The organism is Streptomyces sp. AM25 (assembly GCF_058146165.1).
The window spans coordinates 97,928-119,326 of sequence record NZ_JBKIWN010000014.1 but is presented as its reverse complement, the minus strand read 5'-3'; the positions used below and the strand labels follow the sequence as shown (position 1 = coordinate 119,326).

The window sequence follows — 21,399 nt, the reverse complement described above, 5'->3', positions numbered from 1 at the left end:
CCGCGTGGCGGCACCGGAGTGCCGCCGCGCGGTTCGTACAGACCCTGTCCACTCTCACCACATCACCCGGTGCATGTCTCCCGGGCGCCGGTGGTCACGCCGGGCTCACCACAGGTTGGTGAAGCGGACGGTGACGTTCTCCTGGTGGATCGCCGTATGGCCGGACCTGTTGACGCTGGCCGTATTGGCCTGGTTACTGGCTCCGGTGCCGGTGGACTGCTGCTGCGTGGTGTCCGAGTTGCCGTGGTTGTTGTGACCCACGCCGCTCCCGACGAGGCCGGCCGCGGCCGCATTCGATCCCCGGTTGGCCAGCTGACCGCCATCGTCGGCCTGGGCCATTCCGGAGAAGAGCAGGACAGCCATGGGCAGGGCCGCGACAGCGGCGAGAACGCGGGCGGCAGTGCGGGTGCTTGCCATCTCAATTCCTCCAGGTACGGAACTTCGAACTACCGGTCGTTGCCAGGTGGTTGGCCGACCGCCCCGGCGCTGTTTCGACGTCGCGAATCCAGAATTGCCCACCGAATCTCCACCGAACCCACCTCCGCTCCCCATTCCCTCGCAAGCATGACCGGCTACGGATAAACCTCCACCGCCGCCGCACGGCCTGCGCCGGACCTCACCGGATGCCCCCGGAATCCGTACGTCCCACGGAAGAAATCGTTTCGGCAGGGCCGCCGCGCGTGCTTCGAAAGACCCCGGACGGCCGAGCCGCGGACCGCGGAAGAGCGCATGCCGCGCCGTCCACTCCCCGCCCCCGGCAACGGCACCGCGATATCCGGATTGTCGGATGCCCGGCACCGCCCGGGACCGCATATCGGCCGCCACCGACCGCATTTCGGATGTTCCGGGCCGCCCGGCAGGGGTCCACGTGCTCCGCGCCGCCCGAAACGGGGGATGTGCGGCATGACGGCCCGGTCCCCCGCCACCACGGCGCGATCGGGCCGTCCGCGGCCCCGGTGAGCACGCCCCAAGTACCGCCGTGATCAGCCACGTTCGCCTGCCGGCACACCCGGGCCGCGGCCACCGATGCACACCCGTCGCCCGAGGAACCGGAAGGTGCCCGATGAACCTCATACTCCAGGCCCTGCCCGTCGCCGCTCCGACCGTCGGCTGGATCACCCACGCCTGCCTCCTGGCCCGCAGGCTCCGTTCCGCCCGCAGGGACCCGCTGACCGGCCTGATGAGCCGCGCCGAGTTCACCGGCCGCGCCCTGCGCGCCCTCCGGCACCCGCACGCGGCCGTACTGCTGCTGGACCTCAACGGCTTCAAGCAGATCAACGACACCCACGGTCACGCCGTGGGCGACCAGGTCATCGCCGCCGTCGGCCGGCGCCTCGACACCTGGTGCACGGAACACGACGGCTTCGCCGCCCGGCTGGGCGGCGACGAGTTCGCCGCCCTCGTCCGCCTAGCCCCCGAGGCGGACCTGGACGCCGAACTGACCCACGGCCTCTCGGCCAGCCTGTCGTCCCCCCTCGACACCGGCCGCGCCACCCTGACCCCGCACGCCTCGATCGGCGTCTGCCGCAAGGCGTTCCGCCCCGGCGCGGGCCTGCCGGACCTGCTGCGCGGGGCGGACGAGGCGATGTACGCGGCGAAGCGACGGGGGGAACACTGGCGCCCGGTGACGCATTTGACGCTGGCGTCGTGAATTCTGGGGCCCGCGCCCCGAAAGGGGCGCGGGACGTTGGAGACGGCCGGACCACCGCGCCCCGGAGGGGCGCGGGGAACTGCGCGAGCAACCACAACCGGCCCGCGGCCGAGGAACAACCGCGCACATGACCCGACTTCCCGTCAGGGAAACCCGTACTCCAGCTCCTGAAGATGCCCGGCCTTGGCCATCACGCTGACCTCGATCGGCCGGTCCCCGTCCCCGTACACCACGCGGAACGTCCGCAGCACCGGCAGATCGCCCGGCATCTCCAGGGCCCTGTACTGCTCCTGCGTGGGCACGCGCGCGGACACCCGGTCCACGCAGCGGCGCGGCGGGTGGCCCAGTTCCGTCAGGAGGGCCGGGGCACCTTCCCCTATGGTCCGGTGCTCCATCATCGGGGTGCCCCGCGCGATGTCGAGCGGGTAGTAGGACTTGACCAGTTCGACGGGTTCGTCGTCGAACAGCACAAGGCGGGAGCGCAGCAGAGCCGTCCCGTTCTTCATCAGGTTCAACGCTGCGGCGACGTCCGCCGGCGGCCGGACCTCGGCGACGTCCAGCAGTCTGCTCAGATCGCGGCGCAGGCGCCGGGCGGACCGCAGGGTGCGCTGCCGGTGCGGGCGGACGGTGACGGACGCACCGGGGCGCCCCACGACGAGGCCCTCGGCCTTCAGCACCTGGAGTGCCTTCTGCACCGTCGCGTTGGAGGCCACGAAGCGGATTTTGAGCTGCTGGGTCGACGGCACGCTGTCGCCCGGCGGGATGTCACCGGACATGATCTCGTCCCGCAGGTCCGCCGCGATGCGCTCGTGGAGCGAGCGCCGGTCGCACGCGTTGTCGTCCGCCTTGGGCACAGCCGTCCGGTCCTCCCCTACAGGCCTCATCGGCTTACACAGTAGGCAGGTTGGCGGGGCGCGGCCAGAGCTCACCCCTGACCTTGCCGCCTTTCGTGAACAGCAGTACCGTCGCCGCAGCGCCACGGAGACATCACACTCTGTCGTTGCACAAGGGGAGTCGACCGATGCCCGACCACCGCAGGATCAGCAGTGGCAGCAGGATCACCATCGTCACCGTGACCGGGGACGGCGTGCGCGTGGGGGACGTCATCACCGTCGGCGGCATACCGCACGTCGTCCGGGACGTGCGGGGCGTCCAGCCGGCCCGCAAGCGCGTCGAGTTCGAGGACGGCAACGCCTACGTGCTGGCGCGGTCCCATCGCATCGAGGTGGCCCGGCCGGTCACCCGGTGAGGGCGTCGCCGGGCGTGACCCGCCAGGAGGAGACGGCCGCCGAGCCGTCGACGGAGGTGCCCGCGGGCAGGGTGAGCCGGGCCGGGGACGCGTCCGCGAAGTGCACCGTCAGGACGCGGGCGGGACGGACGCCTGCCGCCGCACGGCCGTCGGCGCCCGACGTGCTGACGGCGGCGTACGCGGACTGCCCCGGGGCCAGGGTGACCACGGCCTGCAGCCGGCTGCCGGGCAGGTCCCGGGTGACCGCCCGGCCCTGGTCGAAGCGCAGGCGGGGCTGGCCGTAGGCGGTGCAGCGGGTGGTGCCGGTGTTGGTGAGGGTGAGGAGCAGGTGGTGCACGGGCCGGGGGACCGTACCGACCGTCACCCTGCCGGCGGCGGCCGAGCAGGCCGGCGCCCCCTGCCCGCGGGCCGCCTGGGCCTCGGTGGCCGGCGCGGGGCCGAGCCTCGCGCCGCTGCCCTGCCCCTGGCAGGCGCTCACGACGACGACGGCGGTCATGGCGAGGGCCGCGGAAGCGGCGAGCCGGGCGGCGTTGGGCATTGGGTGTCTCCCCCGAAGGCATGAGCAAGAGCACGGGAAGCCTCCGCCGCCCGCCGTTCCGGCCGCAACGGCCTGCGGGACATGAGGGACAGCAGAACGGTCATACGCCCTCCGACCTGGGGAAACGCCGTTCCCCTGGAACGCCGCCCCGGGACGGGGGACGTGCCGGACGCCCGCGGGGCCGCCGGTGATCTCCGCCACACGGAAGCCGAAGACCGCTGAGAGGTCGTTTTTGCGCCATCCGTTCCGGCGTCAACTGCCGTACTGTCCCCTCGCACTTCACCAGTCCACAAGCAACGGGGGAATCACACGGTGAACGGTATCGACATCAAGGCTGTCCGAAAACTGAGCGGTCTCGTGGCACTCGGAGCGGCCGGCGCGCTCGCCCTGACCGGCTGCGGTCCCGAGGACAAGCCGGCGCAGTCGTCTTCTTCCTCTGCGCCCTCCTCTTCCGCTTCGTCCCCGGCCGCCGCCCCGAGCGCCGCGGCCGGCGGCGGTTCGGGCTCGTCCGGCAGCACGGGCAGCACCGGCGGCGGGACCACGGGAGAGGTGAAGCCCGGCCAGACCTTCAAGGTCGGCGAGGCGGCCCACATCCCGTTCTCCTACGGCCACACGAGCGGCAAGATCGCTCTGACCGTCACGGCGATCGAGCAGGGCGACCCGAACGACCTGTCCGCGCTGAACCTCGGCGACCAGGTGAAGGGGAAGGTCCCCTTCTACATCCGCTACTCGGTCACCAACGACGGCACCACCGACCTGTCCTTCGCCGCCGTGAACCACATGAAGGGCCACCTGCCCGACGGCACCGAGGCCCAGGACCTCATGGTCATCGGCGACTTCGCCAAGTGCCACGGCGGCGACCTGCCGAGCGGCTTCACCGCGGGCAAGGCCACCGAGGGCTGCGCGGTGGCGCTCGCCCCGTCGGCCTCGGTGAAGGTCACGTCGGCCGAGTACTGGGGGGACCCGTTCTCCCTGGGCAAGGGCGTCAACTGGAAGTGACGCAACCACGTGACGTGGCCACACGTCACGTCACGAGGGCGCCCCGGGCCGGGGCGCCCTCGTGCGTCACCTGCCCTCCGTCTGCCGCCGCACCAACTCGGCGAGCCCCGCCGCGAGATCGGCCTTGAGGTCGTCGAGGTCCTCGAAGCCGGCGTGCACGCGCAGGAGCGGACCGCGGTCCCGCCACGTGCCGGGGAGCCGGTGGGTGAGCGGGTCGGCGGGGACGAGCAGGCTCTCGTACCCGCCCCAGCTGTGACCGAGGCCGAAGAGGCGCAGGCTGTCGATCATGGCGTCGACGGCGGCCTTGCCGAAGTCCGGACGGAGGACGAAGCCGAACAGGCCCGAGGCGCCGTCGAAGTCGCGCCGCCAGATCCGGTGGCCCGGGTGCTCGGGCAGGGCGGGGTGGACGACCTCGGCGACCTCGTCGCGCTGCCGGAGCCAGTGGGCGAGGTCCAGGGCCTGCTGCTGGTGCCGGCCGAGCCGGACGCCGAGGGTGCGCAGGCCGCGCAGGCCCAGGTAGAGGTCGTCGGCACCGGCGCACTGCCCGAGCCGCATGGCGGCCCCGCGCACGGCCGGGAAGGTCTCCTCGGAGCAGACGACGGCGCCCAGGATGCTGTCCGCGTGGCCGGTCAGGTACTTGGTGGCGGAGTGGACGACGACGTCGGCGCCGAGTTCGAGGGGGCGCAGGAAGGCCGGGGTGGCCCAGGTGTTGTCGATGACGGTGGTGATCCCGCGCGGGCGGCAGGCGGCGGTGACGGCCGGGACGTCCTGGACCTCGAAGGTGGTGGACCCCGGGGATTCGAGGTACACCAACCGGGTCTCGGGGCGCAGCAGTTCCTCGATGCCGGCGCCGACGGCGGGGTCGTAGTACTCGACGCGGACGCCGAATGCGGTGAGCGAGTCGCAGAACCGCCGGGTGGGCATGTAGACGGAGTCGCTGACGAGCAGGTGGTCGCCGGCGCGGACGAAGGAGAGGACCGCGGTGGTGGCCGCGGCCAGTCCGGAGCAGGTGGCCACGGCGGCGTGGCCGCCTTCCAGTTCGGCGAGGGCGCTCTCGAAGGCCCTGCCGGTCGGGGTGCCGAAGCGCCCGTAGACCGGCGGGGTGCGCTTGAGCGGGTCGGCCTGCGAGGCCGCCATCTCGGCGGTGTCCCGGTAGAGGACGGTGGAGGCCCGGTGGACCGGCGGGTTGACGAAGCCGTGGCGGCGGTGCGGCTCGGAGCCGGCCTGGACATACCGGGTGTCGCGGCGGCTGTCGGGCGTGGTCATGCCGCGGGCTCCTTCTCATTCTCGCGTCCGGCGGTGTCCTCCGTGCCGGCCCGTTCCGTACGGCCGGCGGAAGGGCCGCCGAGGACGAGGCCGAGAACGGCGACGACCGCGCACTGGGCGGCGACGGCCAGCCAGTACCGGCCGGGGTGCCCGCCGTGCTGGAAGTGGCCGAACAGGAAGCCGCCGGCCGCACCGGCGAACAGCCCTCCGACGCCCGTGGTCAGCCGCTGGACACCGAACGCGAAGGCGGGCCGGTCGGGGATCCGGCCGACCACCTCCAGGTCGCCGCGGAGGAAGACGAACGCCTCGCCGACGGTGAACACCGCGGTGCCCAGCAGCAGGGCGAGGGTGCCGCCGAGGCACATCACCGCCGTGCCGGCCGCCATCAGCAGGAACGATCCGGCCAGCAGCAACCGGTAGCCGGCCCGGGCGATCCGCCCGGCCAGCAGGGGCTGGAGGACGGCCATCATGGCGCAGTTGAGCAGCATCACCCAGCCGACCAGGGCGAGGTGCGACTCGGCGGCCGCGTACAGGCCGATGAAGCTCTGGAAGGAGAAGTAGAGGTAGAAGGCGGCGACGTTGAAGAGCACCGGCCGCCGGGCGTCGCGCAGGGCACCGCGCAGGGTGCTGCCCTGCTCCGTCCCCCCGTCCGGGAGCTCGGGCCGCGCGGCGATCGGCCGCATGGCGACCTGGTGGGCGACGGTGATCACGGCGAACAGGCCGGCCAGGGCGAGCAGCAGGACGACCGGGTCCCGCCCGATCAGCAGCACCGCGAGGAACGGGCCCAGTCCCATGCCGACGTTGAGGGCCGCAGCGCTGATGGCCAGGAAGAGCGGCCGCAGGTCGTCGGCCACGGAGCGCACGATGTACGCCTTGTTGGCCGGCAGGTACAGCGCGGGCCCGGCCGCCACCAGGACGACCGCGGGCAGCACGAGGAAGTGCACCCGGACGGCGAGCGCGAGCAGGACGAGCCCCAGCGTCCGCAGCAGCAGGGCGACGATCATCGTCGGCTTGAGGCCCAGCCGGTCGGCGACCGGGCCGCCGACGATGCTGCCGCCGAACTGGACGAACGTGGCGACCGCGACCAGCAGGCCGGCCGTGCCGGTGTCCAGCCCGACGCCCTTGACCAGGAGCACCCCGATGAACGGGGTGATCATGTAGCTGCCGAGGCCGACCACGGTGGAGAGGACCACCAGGGCCTTGAGCCCGGCCGGCAGCGCGGCGCAGGTCCGCCACCGGGCGGCTGCGGAGCCCGTCACCGGGGCTACTCCTTCCCCGGCTCGGCGCCGGTCACGACCGGCGGGCCGGAGGGCAGGCCCCACTCGCTCCAGGAGCCGTCGTACACCGTGAGGTCGCGGTAGCCGGCCAGTTCGGCGCCGAGGGCGAGCACGCAGGCGGTGACGCCGGAGCCGCAGCTGAACACCAGCCGCTCGCGGTCGCCGGCCGCCGAGGCGAAGGCGGAGCGGAGTTCTCCGGCGGTCAGCATCCGGCCGTCGTCCTGCAGTTCGGTGAACGGCAGGTTCACGGCGCCGGGCATGTGGCCGCCGCGCAGGCCGGGCCGGGGCTCGGCCTCGGTGCCGGCGTACCGCCCGCGGGAGCGGGCGTCGAGGACGGCCGAGGTCCCGTCCGCGAGGGCCTCCTGCACGGTGCCGGTGCCGACGAGCAGTCCGGTGCGGGGCCGCGCGGTGAAGTCGCCCGCGGCGGGCGGCTCCTGGGCGAACGGACGGCACGGGTGCCCGGCGGCCGTCCAGGCGGGCAGGCCGCCGTCGAGGACGGCGGCCCGGTCGAAGCCCATCGCGCGCAGCATCCACCAGGCCCGGGCGCTGGAGTAGATGCCGGCCGCGTCGTACACCACCACGGTGGAACGGTCGTTGACGCCGAGGGCCCGTGTCCCGCGGACGAACTGCTCCGTGCCGGGCATGGTGTGCGGGCGCGGGTCGTCGTGGTCGGACATCGCCCCGTCGATGTCGAACACCCGGGCGCCGGCGATCGGCGTCCCGGCGCCCCGGGCGGCGCCGACGCTCGCGTCGAGCACCACCAGGTCGGGGTGGCCCAGGTGCTCCGCCAGCCAGTCGACGGTGACCAGCGGTCCGGGCAGGTCCGGGGTCGGGCTCAGGGAACTCATCGCACACCTTCCTCGCTTCCGAGCGGCCGCCACTTGGCCGTCTCGGCGAACCAGGTGTGGACGCGTGCCATGTTGGCGACGACATCTTCCTCCGAGCTCCCGCCGACCGCGTAACCGGCCAGGAACAAACCGGACTTGACGCCGCCGTGGAAGGTCTGGCCACTGGCCCCGTGGAGCACCCGCTCGTGGACGCAGTCCGGCTCGCCCTCGGCCGGCAGGTACTCCAGCACGCCGTTGAGCGGCGGGATGCACATGCCGGCGAAGGGCCGGAGCGTGACGGCCGCGGGCGTCACGGCCAGTCCGCACTCGGCGTACAGCCACTCGCGGTCGATGTCGATGCCCCGGGCGTGGGTCAGCGTGGTGGCGATCATGCCGCCGCCGGTACGGCTGGCGATCTCGCAGAACACCACCCGGTCGTCCGGGGTGATCCACAACTCGCAGTGGAACGCGGTGTTCTCCGGGGTCGGCAGCCGGTCGACCACTGCCAAAGTCGCCTCGACGAGCCGGCCGTGCACCGGATTGCCGGGTTCCAGCGTGAGGCTGGCGACCCAGTCGTTGCTGCGGAACGACAGGCAGTCGTTGACGTACCGGAAGGGCTGGACGAAGACCACCTCGCCGCCGGCCACCAGGCCGTCGATGTGGTACATCTGCCCCTCGACGAAGGACTCGACCATGCTGGTGCCGTGCCAGGGACTGGCCAGGTACGCGTCCAGATCCGCCTCGTCACGGATCACCGCGGCACCGAGCGACCCCGACTCGGAGACCGGCTTCACGACGACCGGATAACCGTGCTCCTCGATGAACTCCAGCACGGTGTAGGCCGATTCGACCTGCCGGTAGTCCGGCAGCCCGACCGGGCCGCCGGCCAGGTGGTCCTTCATCACGACCTTGTCGCGGAAGGCGAGGGCGCTCGCCGTCCGCTGCCCGGGCAGGCCGAGCAGGTCGCGGAGCCGGGCCGCCCGCAGCACATCCGCCTCGGCCCGGGCGAACACGGCCTCCACGCCGAGTTCGCGGGCGAGCCGCAGCGCCGTCTTCTCGACCAGCTGGTTGGTGTCGTAGTCCGCGAAGGCGTACACGTGCCGCAGGTGGCGGCGGTACTCCTCGGCGTACCCGTCGGTGGTGAGCACGACCGGCTCGATGCCGGTGCCCTCCAGCCAGCGGTCGTACGGCGTCTTCTGGTAAGGGGTCTTGGCGAAGACCAGGATGCGGCGCACGGGCGGCCCTTTCTCGGCTGCTTCTCGGCTGCGGCTGGCGGTTCTCAGCCTGCGGTCTCGACGATCGGCAGGCGGCGGCGCTCGGGCACCCGGGACACCAGCTGCTGCTCCTCGGCCAGCTCACGGGCGAAGCACCCGTCCTTGTAGTGGCCGGAGAGCCGCTTGGCGGTGAAGGCCTCGATCTCCTCGTGGTCGAACTCGACCCGGTATCCGGCCTCTTCGCCCTCCGCGGTGGTACGGACCAGGATGCCGAGGTGCGGCTCGAAGGTGTTGACGCAGCCGACGATGTCGCCGATCTTCTCGCGGCGCTCGCCCTCCGCCTCGGAGAGCAGCTCCTCCGGGGTGGGGATGGCGGCGAACAGCTGACGGCCGGCCCGGCACCAGCCGACGTGGCCGGGGAAGTCCATGACCTTGATGCCGAAGGTGCCGAAGTCCTCGCTGACACCGAGCTGGAAGGACATCCCGACGGTCTCGTGGAGCTCCTTGAGGTCGCGGTAGGCCTGCGCGATCTCCTCGTGGCTCATCTGGAGTTCGGCGTGCTTGCCGCCGTGTGCGGCGTAGTTGTTGAAGCGGACGGTGTCGACGCCCAGCTTGTTGAAGTAGTGGACGTAACGCTCCAGCGACTGACGGCCGTGATTGTGCCGGCCGACGGTCACGCCGATGTTCACGCGGAAGGCGTCGTCGATCTCGCCCGAGGCGGCCCGCCACTGCTCGTTGTACTTGCCGATGCGGCGCAGCACTTCCTCGGTGAGCGCGCCGGTGAACACGCCCTTGATCGGGTAGCTTCCGTCGTCGATGACGGCCAGGTTCTCGTCGATCACGCCGTGGTAGGTGATCGAGATGGTGCCGTAGCCGCTCTCGCGGGCCAGGTCGAGCAGCTCGGCCCAGTTGTCGGCGAGCAGCGGCCGCCCACTGGTCCAGGCATCGCCCTTGGCCATGGTCTCGGTCGGCGTGTGGTCCGCGTCCTGCCGGAACTCACGGTTGTTGGCCGGGCCGTAGATGCGCATGAACTCGCCGTCGTACGCGAAGCTGTCGACGTACCGCGGGTAGACGTGGAAGCCCTGCGACTCCAGGCCGGCCTTGATCAGCGGGCCTTCCTCCATCGCGAAGGACCTGTCGTACACCTTCTCGTAGTTGACGAACCAGCAGTGCGTGCACTTCTGGCCGCAGGTGTTCTTCCCGACCTTGGTGTCGAGGTCGAGGTAGATGTGGATGTCCTCCGGCTTGATGTCCGCGAACGGAACGGAGAACGGCTCGTCGCCGTGGAAGTCGTAGGCGATGGGTGCGTTCTGGACAGGCATGGTTCCCCCGGATGGATACGTGAAAGGCAGAACGGAGGAGCGCCGCGGCGCACGGCGCCTCGGCCACGGCGTGACGGCCGCTACGCGGTTCCGCTACGCGGAAGACCCGGGCCGGAACAGGCGGGCCGCAGTGCCCTTGGCTCCGCCGACAACAAGACTCACGACGCCCCCCGACTCGCTCGACATGCGCCCCCACCGCGGACGACCGCGAATGCTCGAGCGGTCGGTCGGCGTGGCAACGGAACGATCCAACAGTGATCGGTTTTCGTCAATCCCTGTCAGGGCCGATAGCTGCTCAAAGAAACCCTTTGAGCTCGGCGCAGGGAGAAACGACCGAGGCCGTGCCAATGGCCTTCCGGCACCGAGATGTTGGAAACGCAAGGGAGGGTCGTCGACAGCCTGCCGAGGCCATCCTGGCCGAAGACAGCCCTCGCCGGTGTGCGGAGCGCGGAGGCGGACGTGCAGCTCACTGGAGCCGTCCGTTCCACTCGCTGCACGAGTCAGTGCGCCGCTGAGGCGCTTCTGCCCCCCATGAGGGTGATTGCTGACAGCCCTTCAGCGGAGTGAGGTGTACCCCGTCCCGTACCCCGTCAGCGCAGTCTCTTCGCTCTGCTCCCGGCTTCGGGCCACCGGTTGTCGGCCACCACAAGCACGGTGCCGGCCTGGACGGTCCCGCCGGACCCCAGAGCGGCAAGGAGGGAATTCATGTCCATAGAGGCCGATGCACCCACGACCGAGGCCCTCCCGGCCGGGCCCGGGGCAGGCCCCCGGCATGTGGCCGTCATCATGGACGGGAACCGGCGCTGGGCACGAGCCCGCGGCCTCGACCCCGTCGACGGCCACCGCGAAGGTGCCTTACGCCTCGGAGAGGTGTGCGAGTGGGCCGCCGAGGCCGGGCTGGAAACACTCACACTGTGGGTGCTGTCCGCCGACAATCTGACGAAGCGACCCGTTCAGGAACTCTCCGTCCTGCTTCCCTTGATAGGCGAGACCATCGAGAAGCTCGCCGCCTGCGGACGCTGGCCCGTCAAGCCGATCGGTGACCTCGCCATCCTGCCCGGCCGTCTGCAGGCCAGCATGGAGCGCGCCCGTCACGTCAGCCGCAGTGCACCGGGCATGACCGTGAACATCGCGATCGCCTACGACGGCCGTCGGGAGATCGTCCACGCCGTACGTCAGATCGTGCTCGCCGGCATCACACCGCCCGCCGAAGGAGACCCGGTGGACAACTGGAAGCTCCTCATCTCACAGCACCTCTACACTCGCGACCAGCCCGACCCCGACCTGATCATCCGGACCTCGGGCGAACAGCGGCTCTCCGGCTTTCTGCTGTGGCAGGCGGCGGTATCCGAGTACCACTTCTGCGATGTCCCCTGGCCGGCCTTCAGCCGATACGAGTTCCTCAGCGCGCTGAATTCCTACGCGTCACGGCAACGTCGGTACGGCCGCTGAGTACAAGCCGGGCAACGGCAAGTACCGCCGATCCCACCATCGTAGGAGGTGAGCCATGCCCGTCACACCGCGCACCGACGTTCTCGGCCACACCGTGCAGTTACCCGAGTTGCTGGTCGATCTGAAAGCCGAACTCCATCCCGATCACGAGCTCATCCGGACCGATACCACGCCGTGGACCCGTCACCATCTGCACCGCATGGGCCTCGAGGCGGACTGGATCGACGTCTTCGTCGCCATGCGGCACGACAACTGGCCGTGCCGGGTATTCCCGCGGGGCGTCACCGACAGGGTGCGCAGCTCCGCGGACCTGACGATCTGTGTGTCCATCTGCGACAACCTGCTCACCGATATGCAACGCGGTCTGCGCCCCGACCGGACCGACGTGGTGACATCCACCGTCCTGCACGTCGTGGACGGCACCGGTCCCCCCGGCAACAGTGCGCTGGCCGTCATGACAGCCCAGGCGTGGAACGGTCTGACCAGCTCCATGCGGCCGAGTCAGCGCCGTCGCGTGCTCGCCGGGATACACGACTACGTCAAGGGCGAGTCCATGGCCGACGAGATACACCGGACCGGACGCCGCCTCACGATCGAGGAGTACTTGCCGATCCGCGGCTACGCCATCGGAGCCCGGCCCTGGACAGCGATGATGGACTACGTCCTGGACGTGAACCTGCCGGACGAACTCCTGGACAGTCCGGAACTGCAGCAGGCCCGCGAACTCGCCGTGCTCCACTCCGCGCTGGTCAACGACCTCTTCTCCTTCGGGCGTGAATGCCGTGAGGGTCAGTGGCCGTTCAATGCGCTGGGCATCCTCCACTTCCATGACGGCCTGGGCCTTCAGGCGGCGACGGACCGGCTGTGCAGGCTGATCGCTCATCACGAGCGGCAGCTGCGAGATGTCGCCGACACGGTTCTCAACGGGCCCTGGCGCAGTCACCCGGGACTCGACACCTATCTCCAGGGGCTGAGCCACTTCATCGCAGGCAACGTCCCCTACCACTTCTTCAGCCCCCGTTACGGCGGCCGCGGACACGTCTGGGACGGTCACACCGTCAGCGGCCGTGCCACCTTCCTCGGTGACCGGCTACGGATCGACCCCTAGCGTTCCGAGCCGGGGCCGGCCCGAACGCAGAAGGGGTGCCGCTCAAAAGCCGACACCCCTTCTCACCCGGCCTGACGGCCCGTTGGCGGAGGCTGTGGGATTTGAACCCACGGTGACATCGCTGCCACGACGGTTTTCAAGAGGGTTACTCCTCTGGCCAGCACGGTCCGCTGACCTGCGCATTTACGTACGCAGGCCTACATCCGCCCCCGCCTGGGGAACACGTGGGGGACACCACGGACCGTACCTGGCATCCTGCAGCGCCGTGACCGGCCCACCCGTGGCCCACCAACAGGACGAAAGTCAGCCATAGCGCCGCGCCTCATCAACGGCCACTGTCAGCGCGTGTGCCGCCGCCTCGATGCTCTCGGCAGCCTCCTTCAGGCCAGCAGCACCTTCTTCGAGGCTCCCCATCTTGTCGGCGGCGGTCGACAGAGTCATCGCGTGGTCCTCCAGGCCGGAGAAGACGCGTGCGGACTCGTACAGCATCTCGATGCCGTCCTCGGAGATTCCGAAGCCGTGGACCCTGGGATCGGCTAACTCGTCGGTCAGGGTGCGCAGCAGTGTGGCCAGCTCCGGTGCCGTCTTACTGAACTCTTCGAGCGCCGGCCCTACCCGGTCCAGGAGCTCCCCTTGGGCGAGGGCGATCATCGTCGCGAGCTTCTCCTCGGTGAGGTGGTTCAACCCCGCAAGCGCGTCCAGGCCGTCAGCTTCTCGAGCATGCTTCCACTGCTCCAGTACCTCTACGGAGTACTGGTCACTGCTGCGCCCGTCGACCACCTTGTGGTGTGCGGTGCACAGCAGTATCAGGTTGACGAAGCTGTTGCGCTGCTCGACGGTCCAGCTCCGGTCGAACCGCTTGCCACCGGGTTCGAGAGCTCGGATATGGGCGATCTCCAAGTTGAGCACCGGCACACCATTGATCATGCGGATGGTCGGAACGTTGCAGTCGGGCGCGTAGCACCCTCCGCGGGCCAGGGTCATCAGCCCAGCTATGTCTGCGTTGCTGTAGTAGCGGCGAGGTTTCTTGTCCACGAGGTGGCTCCCTTGCCTGACGGGTGGACCCGACCGTAGCGGCTCGCACTGACAGTGCCCCGAACACCACTAGGAGACCGGACACTTTGCCCCTCGCATCAGGCACGAAGCCTCCGGAAGGCGACATTCCACTTAGTAAATGAGGGGTTGTTTTAGCCCATAATGCGCATTATGGGGCGGTGGCGAGGGGTGGCGATTTCGACCGCCATCTCCGGAGGGCACTTGCGGATGGTTTGCCCCCGGCAGAATCACGGTCTGGCGACGGCCACGACCGATACCGAAGCCAAACCTGTTCAGGCGAGACCGGCCACGATCTTCGCGTAGGCCAACCCGACTTGGTGCACCTCCCCGCACCGTCAACATTTGTGAGGAGTAAGGCGCACGTCGCTGACGTGTGCCGATCCAACGATGCTGAGTTCCGTCATCCATGACGCCACTGCCAGGTACTTAGCTGAGGTGATGTTCGCCATCACCATGGCTGGCAGCTACACACTGCGAGCCCGCTGGCGCCAGGGGGCTCGCAAAATGCCCCAGAAGCCCCCACTGGCCCACTGGCGCCACTCAGACCCGTTCCCCACTCAACAGACAGACCGGGCGGCTGCCACAAGCCATCCGGCAGAGACGTCGTCTGAAGGACGATAAAAAGAGTCGTCATGAGGACGACGCCATCCTCACGCCACAAGCAGCGCCCCGAAGCCGAGCGTGACCGCGAACAGGCGTGGGCTCGCCTACTGGAGTCTCCGAGAGACATCCGGCAGCTCATCGAACACGGTTCTGTACGTCGGCTCTCAGAGATCGCCCGCGCCTACGACCGCATCTGCCGACACGCCCAGGGGTACATCAACGAGCGCACAACAGAAACGGACATCTTGGCCACATTGCTGGTCATCCGCATGCTTCGGGAAAAGCTCGACCAGGACGAGCTGAAGCTGATCACTCTTGCGCGTACGAAGAAGATCACTTGGGCGCGGATCGCTGCAGCGCTAGAGATGCGCAGCCGCCAGTCCGCAGAACGTCGGCACCTACAACTGAGCCGCGCCTACCTACGGCCTGATGGCACTCTCCCCCGCACACAGAGCGAGCGTGTCGATCACGCTCGTGAACAACGCAGTCGGCGCGCTGAGAGGCAGTGGGCCCTACGTCACGCCAGGTCGATCCGCCACGTCGCGGCCCGACTTGCCGCCATCGAAGATCTCCAGCAACGGATCGATCGGTCTGCTGAAGCCAAGATCATCACTGCGATCCACTACCCACATGAACAGGACGCCCAGGAGGCAGCTCAGCCGGTTCCGCTGGTGTGGCCCAAGGCGTTGAAGGACTGCCTCGCCGAGGACGAGCAGTTCAGGACCGCGCCGCAGAAGGACAGTGACACAGCTGCCGACCCTGACTGGCAGCATCGACAGCAGGAAGCCGACATCGTTCACCGGCTTCTCGGATTGATCAGCTATGCCGCCACTCCCCGGAACATCGATCTATCCGATCTCCCTGACTTGGAGAAGGTGATCACTGACCTTCACAACGAATCCCAGATGCAGACAAGGACTCGAAGTTGATCCCGCCCATCGCCGCAGTAGGCCGGCTTCACCCGGACCACCTAGGAACCATCCCTGGTGACAGTTACGCTGGTCCGCGCCAGCTACCGAACCGGGGGTGCTCTCAGCGGATGGGACCGAAGACGGCGCGGGTCGACAGAACGATCCGGGAGTGGATCAGTTCAGGGAAGCTCTCGCCCGGGGACAAGCTTCCGTCGGAGCGCACGCTCGTGGAGCAGCTCGACATCGGGCGTACCGCACTGCGGCAGGTGCTCGCCCGACTCATCGCTGAGGGAGTCCTGGAGGTGCACGGCCGCAGTTCGTACACCGTGTCATCGCATGCCGAAGCCGGCGACGACAACATGACCGTCAGCCCTCCCGGAGAGCTGGAACCGTGGCAGATCCACGGCGAGCGCACCATCTACGACAACCGCTGGGTGAAGCTCGACCTCGTCGACGTCGAGCCGCCAGGGGTCGAGCGCTTCGAGCACCACGTGGTGCGCCTGCACCACGTCGCCATCACCGCCGTTGTCAACGATCAAGACCGCGTGCTCATGCTGTGGCGCTACCGCTTTGTGCCGGACAAGTGGGGGTGGGAGCTCCCGGGCGGCATCGTGGACGCCGGAGAGGATGCTCTGACCACCGCGCTCCGTGAGACCGAGGAAGAGACCGGCTGGCGACCGACGGCCCTGGAGCATGTGGTCACCTATCAGCCCATGGTCGGCATGGTCGACTCCCCGCACGAGATCTTTGTCGGCCAGGGTGCCCAGCACATCGGCGACCCGACGGACGTGGAAGAGGCCGGCCACGTTGCCTGGGTGCCCCTGGCGGATATCCCGGGGCTCATGGCCCGTGGTGAACTGATGGGCTCGGGAACGCTCGTAGCCCTGCTCCACCTGCTGGCGAACCGGCAGGCCGGGACCGCTACAGCCGCTCGGTGAGCTGCTCGATCCGTCGGCGGTGCCGCACCGATCCGGTGCGGCTTGCCAGCAGTCGCGCCTGCCGCAAGTGCTCTTGCGCCTGGTCGAACTCCTCGCGCACAAGGTGAGCTTGAGCAAGGTCGCAGCGCAGTCCCGACGCAGCTCGGATGAACGTAGGGTCCTGCGCCTCCAGCGCGGCGTAGAGGCTGCCGACTGCTTCGTCGTCGCCCAGGGTGGCAAGGGCGTTCCCGCGCCATCGCTCCAGGTGCCCTCCGTTGAGGAAGATGCTCAGCATGTCGGGATCGCGAGATTCCTCACCGCCGGGCAGGCATGCCGCCGCTTTGTCGAGCGACCTGCGGCAGTCGTCCGCCAGCCCGGCACGCGCGCAGACCTCTGCTTCCGCCGCATGCAGCCAGGCCTGAAGCCTCGGTGATATCCGAGTGCCACCGACTCGCCACGCGTCTTGCACGAGATCAACGGCAAGCTCCGGCCGACCCGCATCACACAGCACGTATGCCTGCTCGGCCATTGCGTGGGCGAGATACATGGGCTCATCCGCCTCCTGGGCGGCACGCTTGCCCAACTCGTAGTGTCGCCAAGCACGTTCCACGGCGCCAACGTCGAGCGCTTGCCATGCGGCAAGCGTCGCCGCGCCGGCCAGCGCTCGCGCCACTGGGCGGCGAGTATCCGGGAGTACCGCGAAGGTCAGGGCATCCTCAAGCCTCGCGAGGTGCCCCGCCATCTGGTCCACGAGGCCTGCGGCCCCCATCTCCCTGTCCATGGTTCGCAGCAGTTCGGTCTGATCCATGAACGTCTTCACCATGGACAGGCTTACGCTCCGAGCAGAGTCGATGCGGCTCACCAGGTCGTCGTAACCGCCGGCGAGGGGCGATGGCTCCGCTGAAGAGCGCTGCCCCAGCAGCTCCTGGTCCGTGATGCCGAGCAGGGCTCGCAGGATGGCTGCGTACCTTCGGGAGATGGCACGCTTCCCGTTCTCCCACTCGGACACGTAGACACGCAGACTGGCCGTCGAAGCCACGTCCAGCATGTGCTGTCGCGCGTGGCGCTCGATCTCACGCACAAGCCGCTCCTGCGACCAGCCTCGTGCCGACCGGGCTTGCCGTAGTCCCTCAGCCACTATCAACGCCCCCACAGAGCCTGCCTGTTAGGTCCTCCGAGCAGGATGCCTCACATAGCAGCAGGTCGGGAGGGGTTAACAAGAATCGTGTTAACCCCTGTTGGCTACCGGGGCGTTGGCTCTAGCGGTTCGATAGAAGCGCGCAGGAACGACGAGTTCAAAAGTTCTTGAGCACGCACCCTTGCATCTGGTGCGCACCAGGAGCACGCTACTGGTGCGCACCAGATGGGGCGCAAAGAACCCGCGGGCTGCCACCCGCGGGCCCAGCATCGAGTCCCGTTCAGAGGAGTTCAACGATGCTCAATCAGCGTACGCCCTTGCCCAGGCGCCAGCCCGTCTCCGTGCCGTCGGCCGTCGAGTTGACGGCGACGTTGGCGAAGGTGGCGGAGTTCCTGGACAGGTTCCCTGGGCTGCCCGCGCCGTCGCTGACGGTCCACACCGACAGCGTCATGCTGCAGTTCGCGTTCCTGCCGTCCCAGTTGATGTTCCCGTCCGTGGCGCGCGTGGCCCGGGCGCTGGGGTCGGACCCGCATCTGAAGGCCATGTCCGGCAACGGGTGGCACTTCGAGGCGCGTGGCCGGCTGCAGGGCCTGGACGTGACCGTCTTCGCAGCCGTCTCGGTGGACACGGACCCGGTGCGTGTGGCCGAGGTGTCGGCGTGATGTCGGCCTTCGTCGGTTTCGAGCGGCGGCCGGTGTGCCGTGCCGCCCGGTGCCCGCGCTGTGGTCGAGGGGTGCAGGTCTCGCGGTGCCGGACGGCGGCTCGGGAGATGTGCGGGTCCTGCGGGCACGAGTGGTCGCCGACCTCGCGTATCGAGCGTGCGGAGGTGCGCTGAGATGCCGCGTACCTACGAGCACGCCATCCGCGGGTTGCGTCACCCGCACCTGCAGATCGCCAAGTCGCGCTGGGTGTCGCCGCGTCTGTCCCGTCCGGGCGGTCCGGCGGCCGGCGGTGTGGACCTGGCGGTTCTGGACGGCGCGGTGTGCGCCGGGACGGATCCGGAACTGTTCTTCGACAACCACCCGTCCGCGGTCCACGCCGCGAAGAAGATCTGCCTGTCCTGCCCCGTGCGGGTCGCCTGCCTGGCGCGGGCTCTGGCCAACGGGGAGGCCTACGGCGTCTTCGGCGGTCTGACGGCCGACGAGCGTGAGGCGCAGTGCGCGAAGGGGATGGCGGCATGAGCTTCCCTCTCCCGCACTCGTCCTCGCAGCCGTACGAGCAGGGCCCGGTGCCGGCCGTCCTCGACGCCTACGGACGGCCCATCTACCCGGCGCCGATGACGGTGCCGCCGACAGTCGGTCACCACTGCGCGGTGTGCCAGTGCGACCGCAGCGCCGCTCCCACGTCGCACGGTGCGGTGAAGTGGTCCCCGACCACCGCCGTGGCCGTCGGCGCGGCCGGCGCCCTGGTCGTCGGCGTCGTCCTGGTCGCCCTGCTGCTCTCGGTCGCCGTGGTGGCCGCCGCTGTGGCCACCGCAGCGCTCGCGCTGACGGTTGCCGCCGTGGTGCTGCGCTCCCTGCTCCGCGACCAGGCCCAGCCGCAGCGGCTGACGCGCCGCCGCTGATCCACCCAGCCCATCCGACCTTCCCCAGCGCCACCGGGTCTGTCCGGCCTGCCGGTTCGCCCTGCCCGCGCAGGCCCGGGGCGCTGTCCCATCTCGTCTGGAGGCTGCCCTCTATGTCCATGCCCGACCAGTCCCACCCGCCCAGGCCGACCATCTCCTCGCTGACCCGCTACACCACCCAGCTGCAGGGGCAGTTGGCGGAGCTGCGGCACGAGCACGCCGAGCTCCTGGCCGCCGCCCGCACCGCCGTCACCGCGCACTGGGACGGCGAGACGGACCCGATGTCCGTCCTCGTCGACGCCCTCGACCGGCTCGACGCGCTCCCGCAGTACGCGCCGCAGCTGACCGCGCAGGCCTTGGAGGCTCTCGGCCCGGCCGGGGCGCCGGTGGTGGGGAGGCGGATCGCGTGAGCGCCCGGACCCGCTGCCGGGTGTGCGGCTGGCGCCGTTCCTACCGTCGGCCGTACGCGGCTCGCCGCGCCGCCCGCACCCACACCTGCCACTCCAACGGCCTGAACGGAGACCCGCAGTGAGCAACACCTTCTCCTGGCCCGACGGACGCTTAGTCGCCTTCGACACCGAGACCACCGGCACCAGCTGGGACACCGACCGCCTGGTCGCGGCCACCGTGGCCGCCGTCGGCGACGGGGCGGACCCGCAGGTGACCACCTGGCTCATCAACCCCGACACCGACATCCCCGCCGAGGCAACCGCGGTCCACGGCATCACCACCCAACGCGCCCGCGCCGAGGGACGACCGGCGGCCGAAGCGATCGGGGAGATCGCGAGCCTGCTGGCGTCGCTCATGGGCGACGGGGCCCCGCTGGTGGTCTACAACGCCCGCTTCGATCTGACCCTGCTTGACCGCGAATGCCGCCGCCACGACCTCGTCCCCCTGCCCGAACGCCTGCAGGGCGGCGAACTGGCCCCGGTGATCGACCCGTTGGTCATCGACAAGCAGGTACAGCCCTACCGCCGCGGCTCCCGCCGGCTGCCGGACGTGTGCGCGCACTGGAAGGTCCGCCACGACCTCGCCCACGACGCCACCGCCGACGCCCTCGCCGCCGCACGCCTGGCCTGGCGCTTCGGACACCTCTACCCCCGCCTCGGCGCCATGGACCCGCACACCCTGCACGCCCTGCAGGTCACCCGCGCCGCCGAGCAGGCCGCCGGCCTGCAGACCTACCTGCGCCGCAGCAACCCCAACGCCTACGTCGAACCCGCCTGGCCCTACGTGCCCCACACCACCGGCACCGCCAACTCCCCGGAAGGAGCCGCACGATGACCGAGACCACCACCTCGATCACGCACCTGCTGGAGCTCGCCGCCGACTACCGGCGCCGGACCGACCGGGACCTCGCTGAGCAGCGCTGGCGCCGGGAGGCCTACGTGCGCCAGACAGCAGCGGTCACCGCGAGCAACTTCGTCATCAACCGGTTCTGGAGCATCCTCGGCAAGGTCCTGCCCGCCGAGGCCTGGCGGGGCTACCCCAGCGGGGCGGAGCACTCCCACCCCATGGCCGTGGCCCACCTCGGAGCCGACCTGTTCCTGATGCACCGCATCGAGGACAACTGCGAGGAAGCCGCGTGCGACTGCGGGCACACCGTGACCTTGCTGCACCCGTGCGGCTGCGGCAACTACATCGAGGACGTGGTCGAGACCGAGTACGAATTGGCCTTCGTCCTCGGCGGTATCAACAACACCGCATGCGAGGGGCTGTGCGCCCCGTCGGACCGCCACGAGGCCCCGGAGGAGTGATCGGCATGAGCTCTCCCCTGCCCGAGGGCATCGTGATCACGGACCCGGTCCTCCGCCGTGGCCGCTACCTCGCCGTCGGCACGCAGAACCCCGGGCACTTCACCGTCCGCTGGCACGTGTGGGACGCCGTCGGCGTCTACATCGGCTTCGCCACCGACCCCGGACTGCTCTCCCTGGTCATCGCCCAGCACGAACGCCACGACGACCAGTAGCCCTACCAGCCCGCCCCGAAGCCCCGCCGACCCCGCGCCCGGGGCGGGCCCCTTCCCTCACCCTGCTGCTCTTCGCCTGAGACGGAGACCCCTGCTGATGTTTCCCACCCTGCTGGCCGCACCCGCTACGCCCGCGGTGACGGTGTCGATCACCCTGCTGCTGATCGCCCTGGGGATCGCGATGTGCGTGTGGGTCGGGCACCGCTGGTCGACCCTGCTCGTCGGCCTGCTGATCGGCCTGTTCCTGACCGGCACCAGCTTCGCCGACGGCGCCAAGAAGACCGTGACCACGGTCGCCACGACCACCCTCGCCATGCTGTCGGACGCGGTCCGGTGAA

The 21,399-nt window shown here is 69.8% G+C and carries 27 protein-coding genes; 16 read left to right on the top strand and 11 right to left on the bottom strand.

The features are described 5' to 3' along the window. Nucleotides 1-105: 105 nt before the first annotated feature. On the bottom strand, nt 106-417 hold the full coding sequence (locus tag ACLHRZ_RS19655; protein ID WP_490419785.1) for a hypothetical protein: 312 nt from the start codon (nt 415-417) through the stop codon (nt 106-108). A gap of 646 nt (nt 418-1,063) precedes the next feature. On the opposite strand from ACLHRZ_RS19655, the gene ACLHRZ_RS19650 reads away from it, so the two are divergent. Continuing rightward, nucleotides 1,064-1,651 carry a GGDEF domain-containing protein gene (locus tag ACLHRZ_RS19650; RefSeq protein ID WP_490419784.1) on the top strand — a complete coding sequence of 196 codons (588 nt, stop codon included), beginning with the start codon at nt 1,064-1,066 and terminating at the stop codon, nt 1,649-1,651. A 143-nt stretch (nt 1,652-1,794) separates the two neighbouring features. On the opposite strand, the gene ACLHRZ_RS19645 is transcribed toward ACLHRZ_RS19650, so the two are convergent. Further along, nucleotides 1,795-2,535 (bottom strand): GntR family transcriptional regulator, encoded by a 741-nt coding sequence (locus ACLHRZ_RS19645; protein WP_490419783.1) that lies wholly within the window; start codon nt 2,533-2,535, stop codon nt 1,795-1,797. A gap of 137 nt (nt 2,536-2,672) precedes the next feature. Here ACLHRZ_RS19645 and ACLHRZ_RS19640 point away from each other — a divergent pair, with 137 nt between their 5' ends. Further along, nucleotides 2,673-2,900 (top strand): hypothetical protein, encoded by a 228-nt coding sequence (locus tag ACLHRZ_RS19640; protein ID WP_490419782.1) that lies wholly within the window; start codon nt 2,673-2,675, stop codon nt 2,898-2,900. On the opposite strand, the gene ACLHRZ_RS19635 is transcribed toward ACLHRZ_RS19640, so the two are convergent. After that, nucleotides 2,890-3,438, bottom strand: coding sequence for a DUF4232 domain-containing protein (locus ACLHRZ_RS19635; protein WP_490419781.1), 549 nt, complete (start codon nt 3,436-3,438; stop codon nt 2,890-2,892). The two genes, ACLHRZ_RS19640 and ACLHRZ_RS19635, sit on opposite strands and share 11 nt — an antisense overlap. Nucleotides 3,439-3,750: 312 nt before the next feature. Here ACLHRZ_RS19635 and ACLHRZ_RS19630 point away from each other — a divergent pair, with 312 nt between their 5' ends. Next, the gene (locus ACLHRZ_RS19630; RefSeq protein ID WP_490419780.1) at nt 3,751-4,437 is read left to right on the top strand and encodes a hypothetical protein; all 687 of its coding nucleotides are present in this window, start codon (nt 3,751-3,753) and stop codon (nt 4,435-4,437) included. A gap of 66 nt (nt 4,438-4,503) precedes the next feature. Here the strand turns inward: ACLHRZ_RS19630 and metC are convergent, their stop codons facing one another. Genes metC through ACLHRZ_RS19605 form a run of 5 tightly spaced genes read right to left on the bottom strand, consistent with a single transcriptional unit; the run spans nt 4,504 to nt 10,343 of the window. After that, nucleotides 4,504-5,703 (bottom strand): cystathionine beta-lyase, encoded by a 1,200-nt coding sequence (metC, locus tag ACLHRZ_RS19625; protein ID WP_490419779.1) that lies wholly within the window; start codon nt 5,701-5,703, stop codon nt 4,504-4,506. After that, the gene (locus tag ACLHRZ_RS19620; RefSeq protein WP_490419778.1) at nt 5,700-6,962 is read right to left on the bottom strand and encodes an MFS transporter; all 1,263 of its coding nucleotides are present in this window, start codon (nt 6,960-6,962) and stop codon (nt 5,700-5,702) included. The genes metC and ACLHRZ_RS19620 overlap by 4 nt, the downstream gene beginning before the upstream one ends. A 5-nt stretch (nt 6,963-6,967) precedes the next feature. After that, entirely contained in the window at nt 6,968-7,828 is an 861-nt protein-coding gene (locus ACLHRZ_RS19615; RefSeq protein WP_490419777.1) for a sulfurtransferase, read from the bottom strand. Next, nucleotides 7,825-9,042 carry an ATP-grasp domain-containing protein gene (locus ACLHRZ_RS19610; protein ID WP_490419776.1) on the bottom strand — a complete coding sequence of 406 codons (1,218 nt, stop codon included), beginning with the start codon at nt 9,040-9,042 and terminating at the stop codon, nt 7,825-7,827. The genes ACLHRZ_RS19615 and ACLHRZ_RS19610 overlap by 4 nt, the downstream gene beginning before the upstream one ends. A 44-nt stretch (nt 9,043-9,086) precedes the next feature. Further along, nucleotides 9,087-10,343: a radical SAM protein gene (locus ACLHRZ_RS19605; protein WP_490419775.1), complete on the bottom strand. Its 1,257-nt coding sequence runs from the start codon at nt 10,341-10,343 to the stop codon at nt 9,087-9,089. A gap of 705 nt (nt 10,344-11,048) precedes the next feature. Here ACLHRZ_RS19605 and uppS point away from each other — a divergent pair. Then, nucleotides 11,049-11,795 (top strand): polyprenyl diphosphate synthase, encoded by a 747-nt coding sequence (uppS, locus tag ACLHRZ_RS19600; RefSeq protein WP_490419774.1) that lies wholly within the window; start codon nt 11,049-11,051, stop codon nt 11,793-11,795. 55 nt (nt 11,796-11,850) lie between these two features. Further along, complete coding sequence (locus tag ACLHRZ_RS19595; protein WP_490419773.1) at nt 11,851-12,903, top strand: terpene synthase family protein; 1,053 nt, start codon at nt 11,851-11,853, stop codon at nt 12,901-12,903. 303 nt (nt 12,904-13,206) lie between these two features. On the opposite strand, the gene ACLHRZ_RS19590 is transcribed toward ACLHRZ_RS19595, so the two are convergent. Continuing rightward, entirely contained in the window at nt 13,207-13,938 is a 732-nt protein-coding gene (locus ACLHRZ_RS19590; RefSeq protein ID WP_490419772.1) for a hypothetical protein, read from the bottom strand. A gap of 653 nt (nt 13,939-14,591) precedes the next feature. Here ACLHRZ_RS19590 and ACLHRZ_RS19585 point away from each other — a divergent pair. Beyond that, nucleotides 14,592-15,491 carry a hypothetical protein gene (locus ACLHRZ_RS19585; protein WP_490419771.1) on the top strand — a complete coding sequence of 300 codons (900 nt, stop codon included), beginning with the start codon at nt 14,592-14,594 and terminating at the stop codon, nt 15,489-15,491. A gap of 110 nt (nt 15,492-15,601) precedes the next feature. Next, complete coding sequence (locus ACLHRZ_RS19580) at nt 15,602-16,411, top strand: NUDIX domain-containing protein (protein WP_490419770.1); 810 nt, start codon at nt 15,602-15,604, stop codon at nt 16,409-16,411. Here the strand turns inward: ACLHRZ_RS19580 and ACLHRZ_RS19575 are convergent. Together ACLHRZ_RS19575 and ACLHRZ_RS19570 are read right to left on the bottom strand one after the other, a co-directional pair. Then, nucleotides 16,395-17,528: a helix-turn-helix transcriptional regulator gene (locus ACLHRZ_RS19575; protein ID WP_490419953.1), complete on the bottom strand. Its 1,134-nt coding sequence runs from the start codon at nt 17,526-17,528 to the stop codon at nt 16,395-16,397. The genes ACLHRZ_RS19580 and ACLHRZ_RS19575 overlap by 17 nt on opposite strands. Nucleotides 17,529-17,832: 304 nt before the next feature. Further along, the gene (locus tag ACLHRZ_RS19570) at nt 17,833-17,979 is read right to left on the bottom strand and encodes a hypothetical protein (RefSeq protein ID WP_490419769.1); all 147 of its coding nucleotides are present in this window, start codon (nt 17,977-17,979) and stop codon (nt 17,833-17,835) included. Between ACLHRZ_RS19570 and ACLHRZ_RS19565 the strand changes: the two genes are divergently transcribed. The 9 genes from ACLHRZ_RS19565 (at nt 17,978) to ACLHRZ_RS19525 (ending at nt 21,398) form a co-directional block, all read left to right on the top strand. Beyond that, nucleotides 17,978-18,190, top strand: coding sequence for a hypothetical protein (locus ACLHRZ_RS19565; protein WP_490419768.1), 213 nt, complete (start codon nt 17,978-17,980; stop codon nt 18,188-18,190). The two genes, ACLHRZ_RS19570 and ACLHRZ_RS19565, sit on opposite strands and share 2 nt — an antisense overlap. 174 nt (nt 18,191-18,364) lie before the next feature. Then, nucleotides 18,365-18,709: a WhiB family transcriptional regulator gene (locus tag ACLHRZ_RS19560; RefSeq protein ID WP_490419767.1), complete on the top strand. Its 345-nt coding sequence runs from the start codon at nt 18,365-18,367 to the stop codon at nt 18,707-18,709. Next, entirely contained in the window at nt 18,706-19,092 is a 387-nt protein-coding gene (locus ACLHRZ_RS19555; RefSeq protein WP_490419766.1) for a hypothetical protein, read from the top strand. Before ACLHRZ_RS19560 ends, ACLHRZ_RS19555 begins: the two co-directional genes overlap by 4 nt. Nucleotides 19,093-19,205: 113 nt before the next feature. Continuing rightward, nucleotides 19,206-19,502 (top strand): hypothetical protein, encoded by a 297-nt coding sequence (locus tag ACLHRZ_RS19550; protein ID WP_490419765.1) that lies wholly within the window; start codon nt 19,206-19,208, stop codon nt 19,500-19,502. Then, nucleotides 19,499-19,624 carry a hypothetical protein gene (locus ACLHRZ_RS19545; protein ID WP_490419764.1) on the top strand — a complete coding sequence of 42 codons (126 nt, stop codon included), beginning with the start codon at nt 19,499-19,501 and terminating at the stop codon, nt 19,622-19,624. The genes ACLHRZ_RS19550 and ACLHRZ_RS19545 overlap by 4 nt, the downstream gene beginning before the upstream one ends. Beyond that, nucleotides 19,621-20,376 carry an exonuclease domain-containing protein gene (locus ACLHRZ_RS19540; RefSeq protein ID WP_490419763.1) on the top strand — a complete coding sequence of 252 codons (756 nt, stop codon included), beginning with the start codon at nt 19,621-19,623 and terminating at the stop codon, nt 20,374-20,376. Before ACLHRZ_RS19545 ends, ACLHRZ_RS19540 begins: the two co-directional genes overlap by 4 nt. Then, a complete protein-coding gene (locus ACLHRZ_RS19535; protein ID WP_490419762.1) occupies nt 20,373-20,849 on the top strand; it encodes a hypothetical protein in 477 nt (158 codons plus the stop codon). The genes ACLHRZ_RS19540 and ACLHRZ_RS19535 overlap by 4 nt, the downstream gene beginning before the upstream one ends. 5 nt (nt 20,850-20,854) lie before the next feature. Further along, nucleotides 20,855-21,061: a hypothetical protein gene (locus ACLHRZ_RS19530; protein ID WP_490419761.1), complete on the top strand. Its 207-nt coding sequence runs from the start codon at nt 20,855-20,857 to the stop codon at nt 21,059-21,061. A 97-nt stretch (nt 21,062-21,158) separates the two neighbouring features. Beyond that, nucleotides 21,159-21,398, top strand: coding sequence for a hypothetical protein (locus tag ACLHRZ_RS19525; protein WP_490419760.1), 240 nt, complete (start codon nt 21,159-21,161; stop codon nt 21,396-21,398). The last annotated feature ends 1 nt before the right edge of the window (nt 21,399 follow it).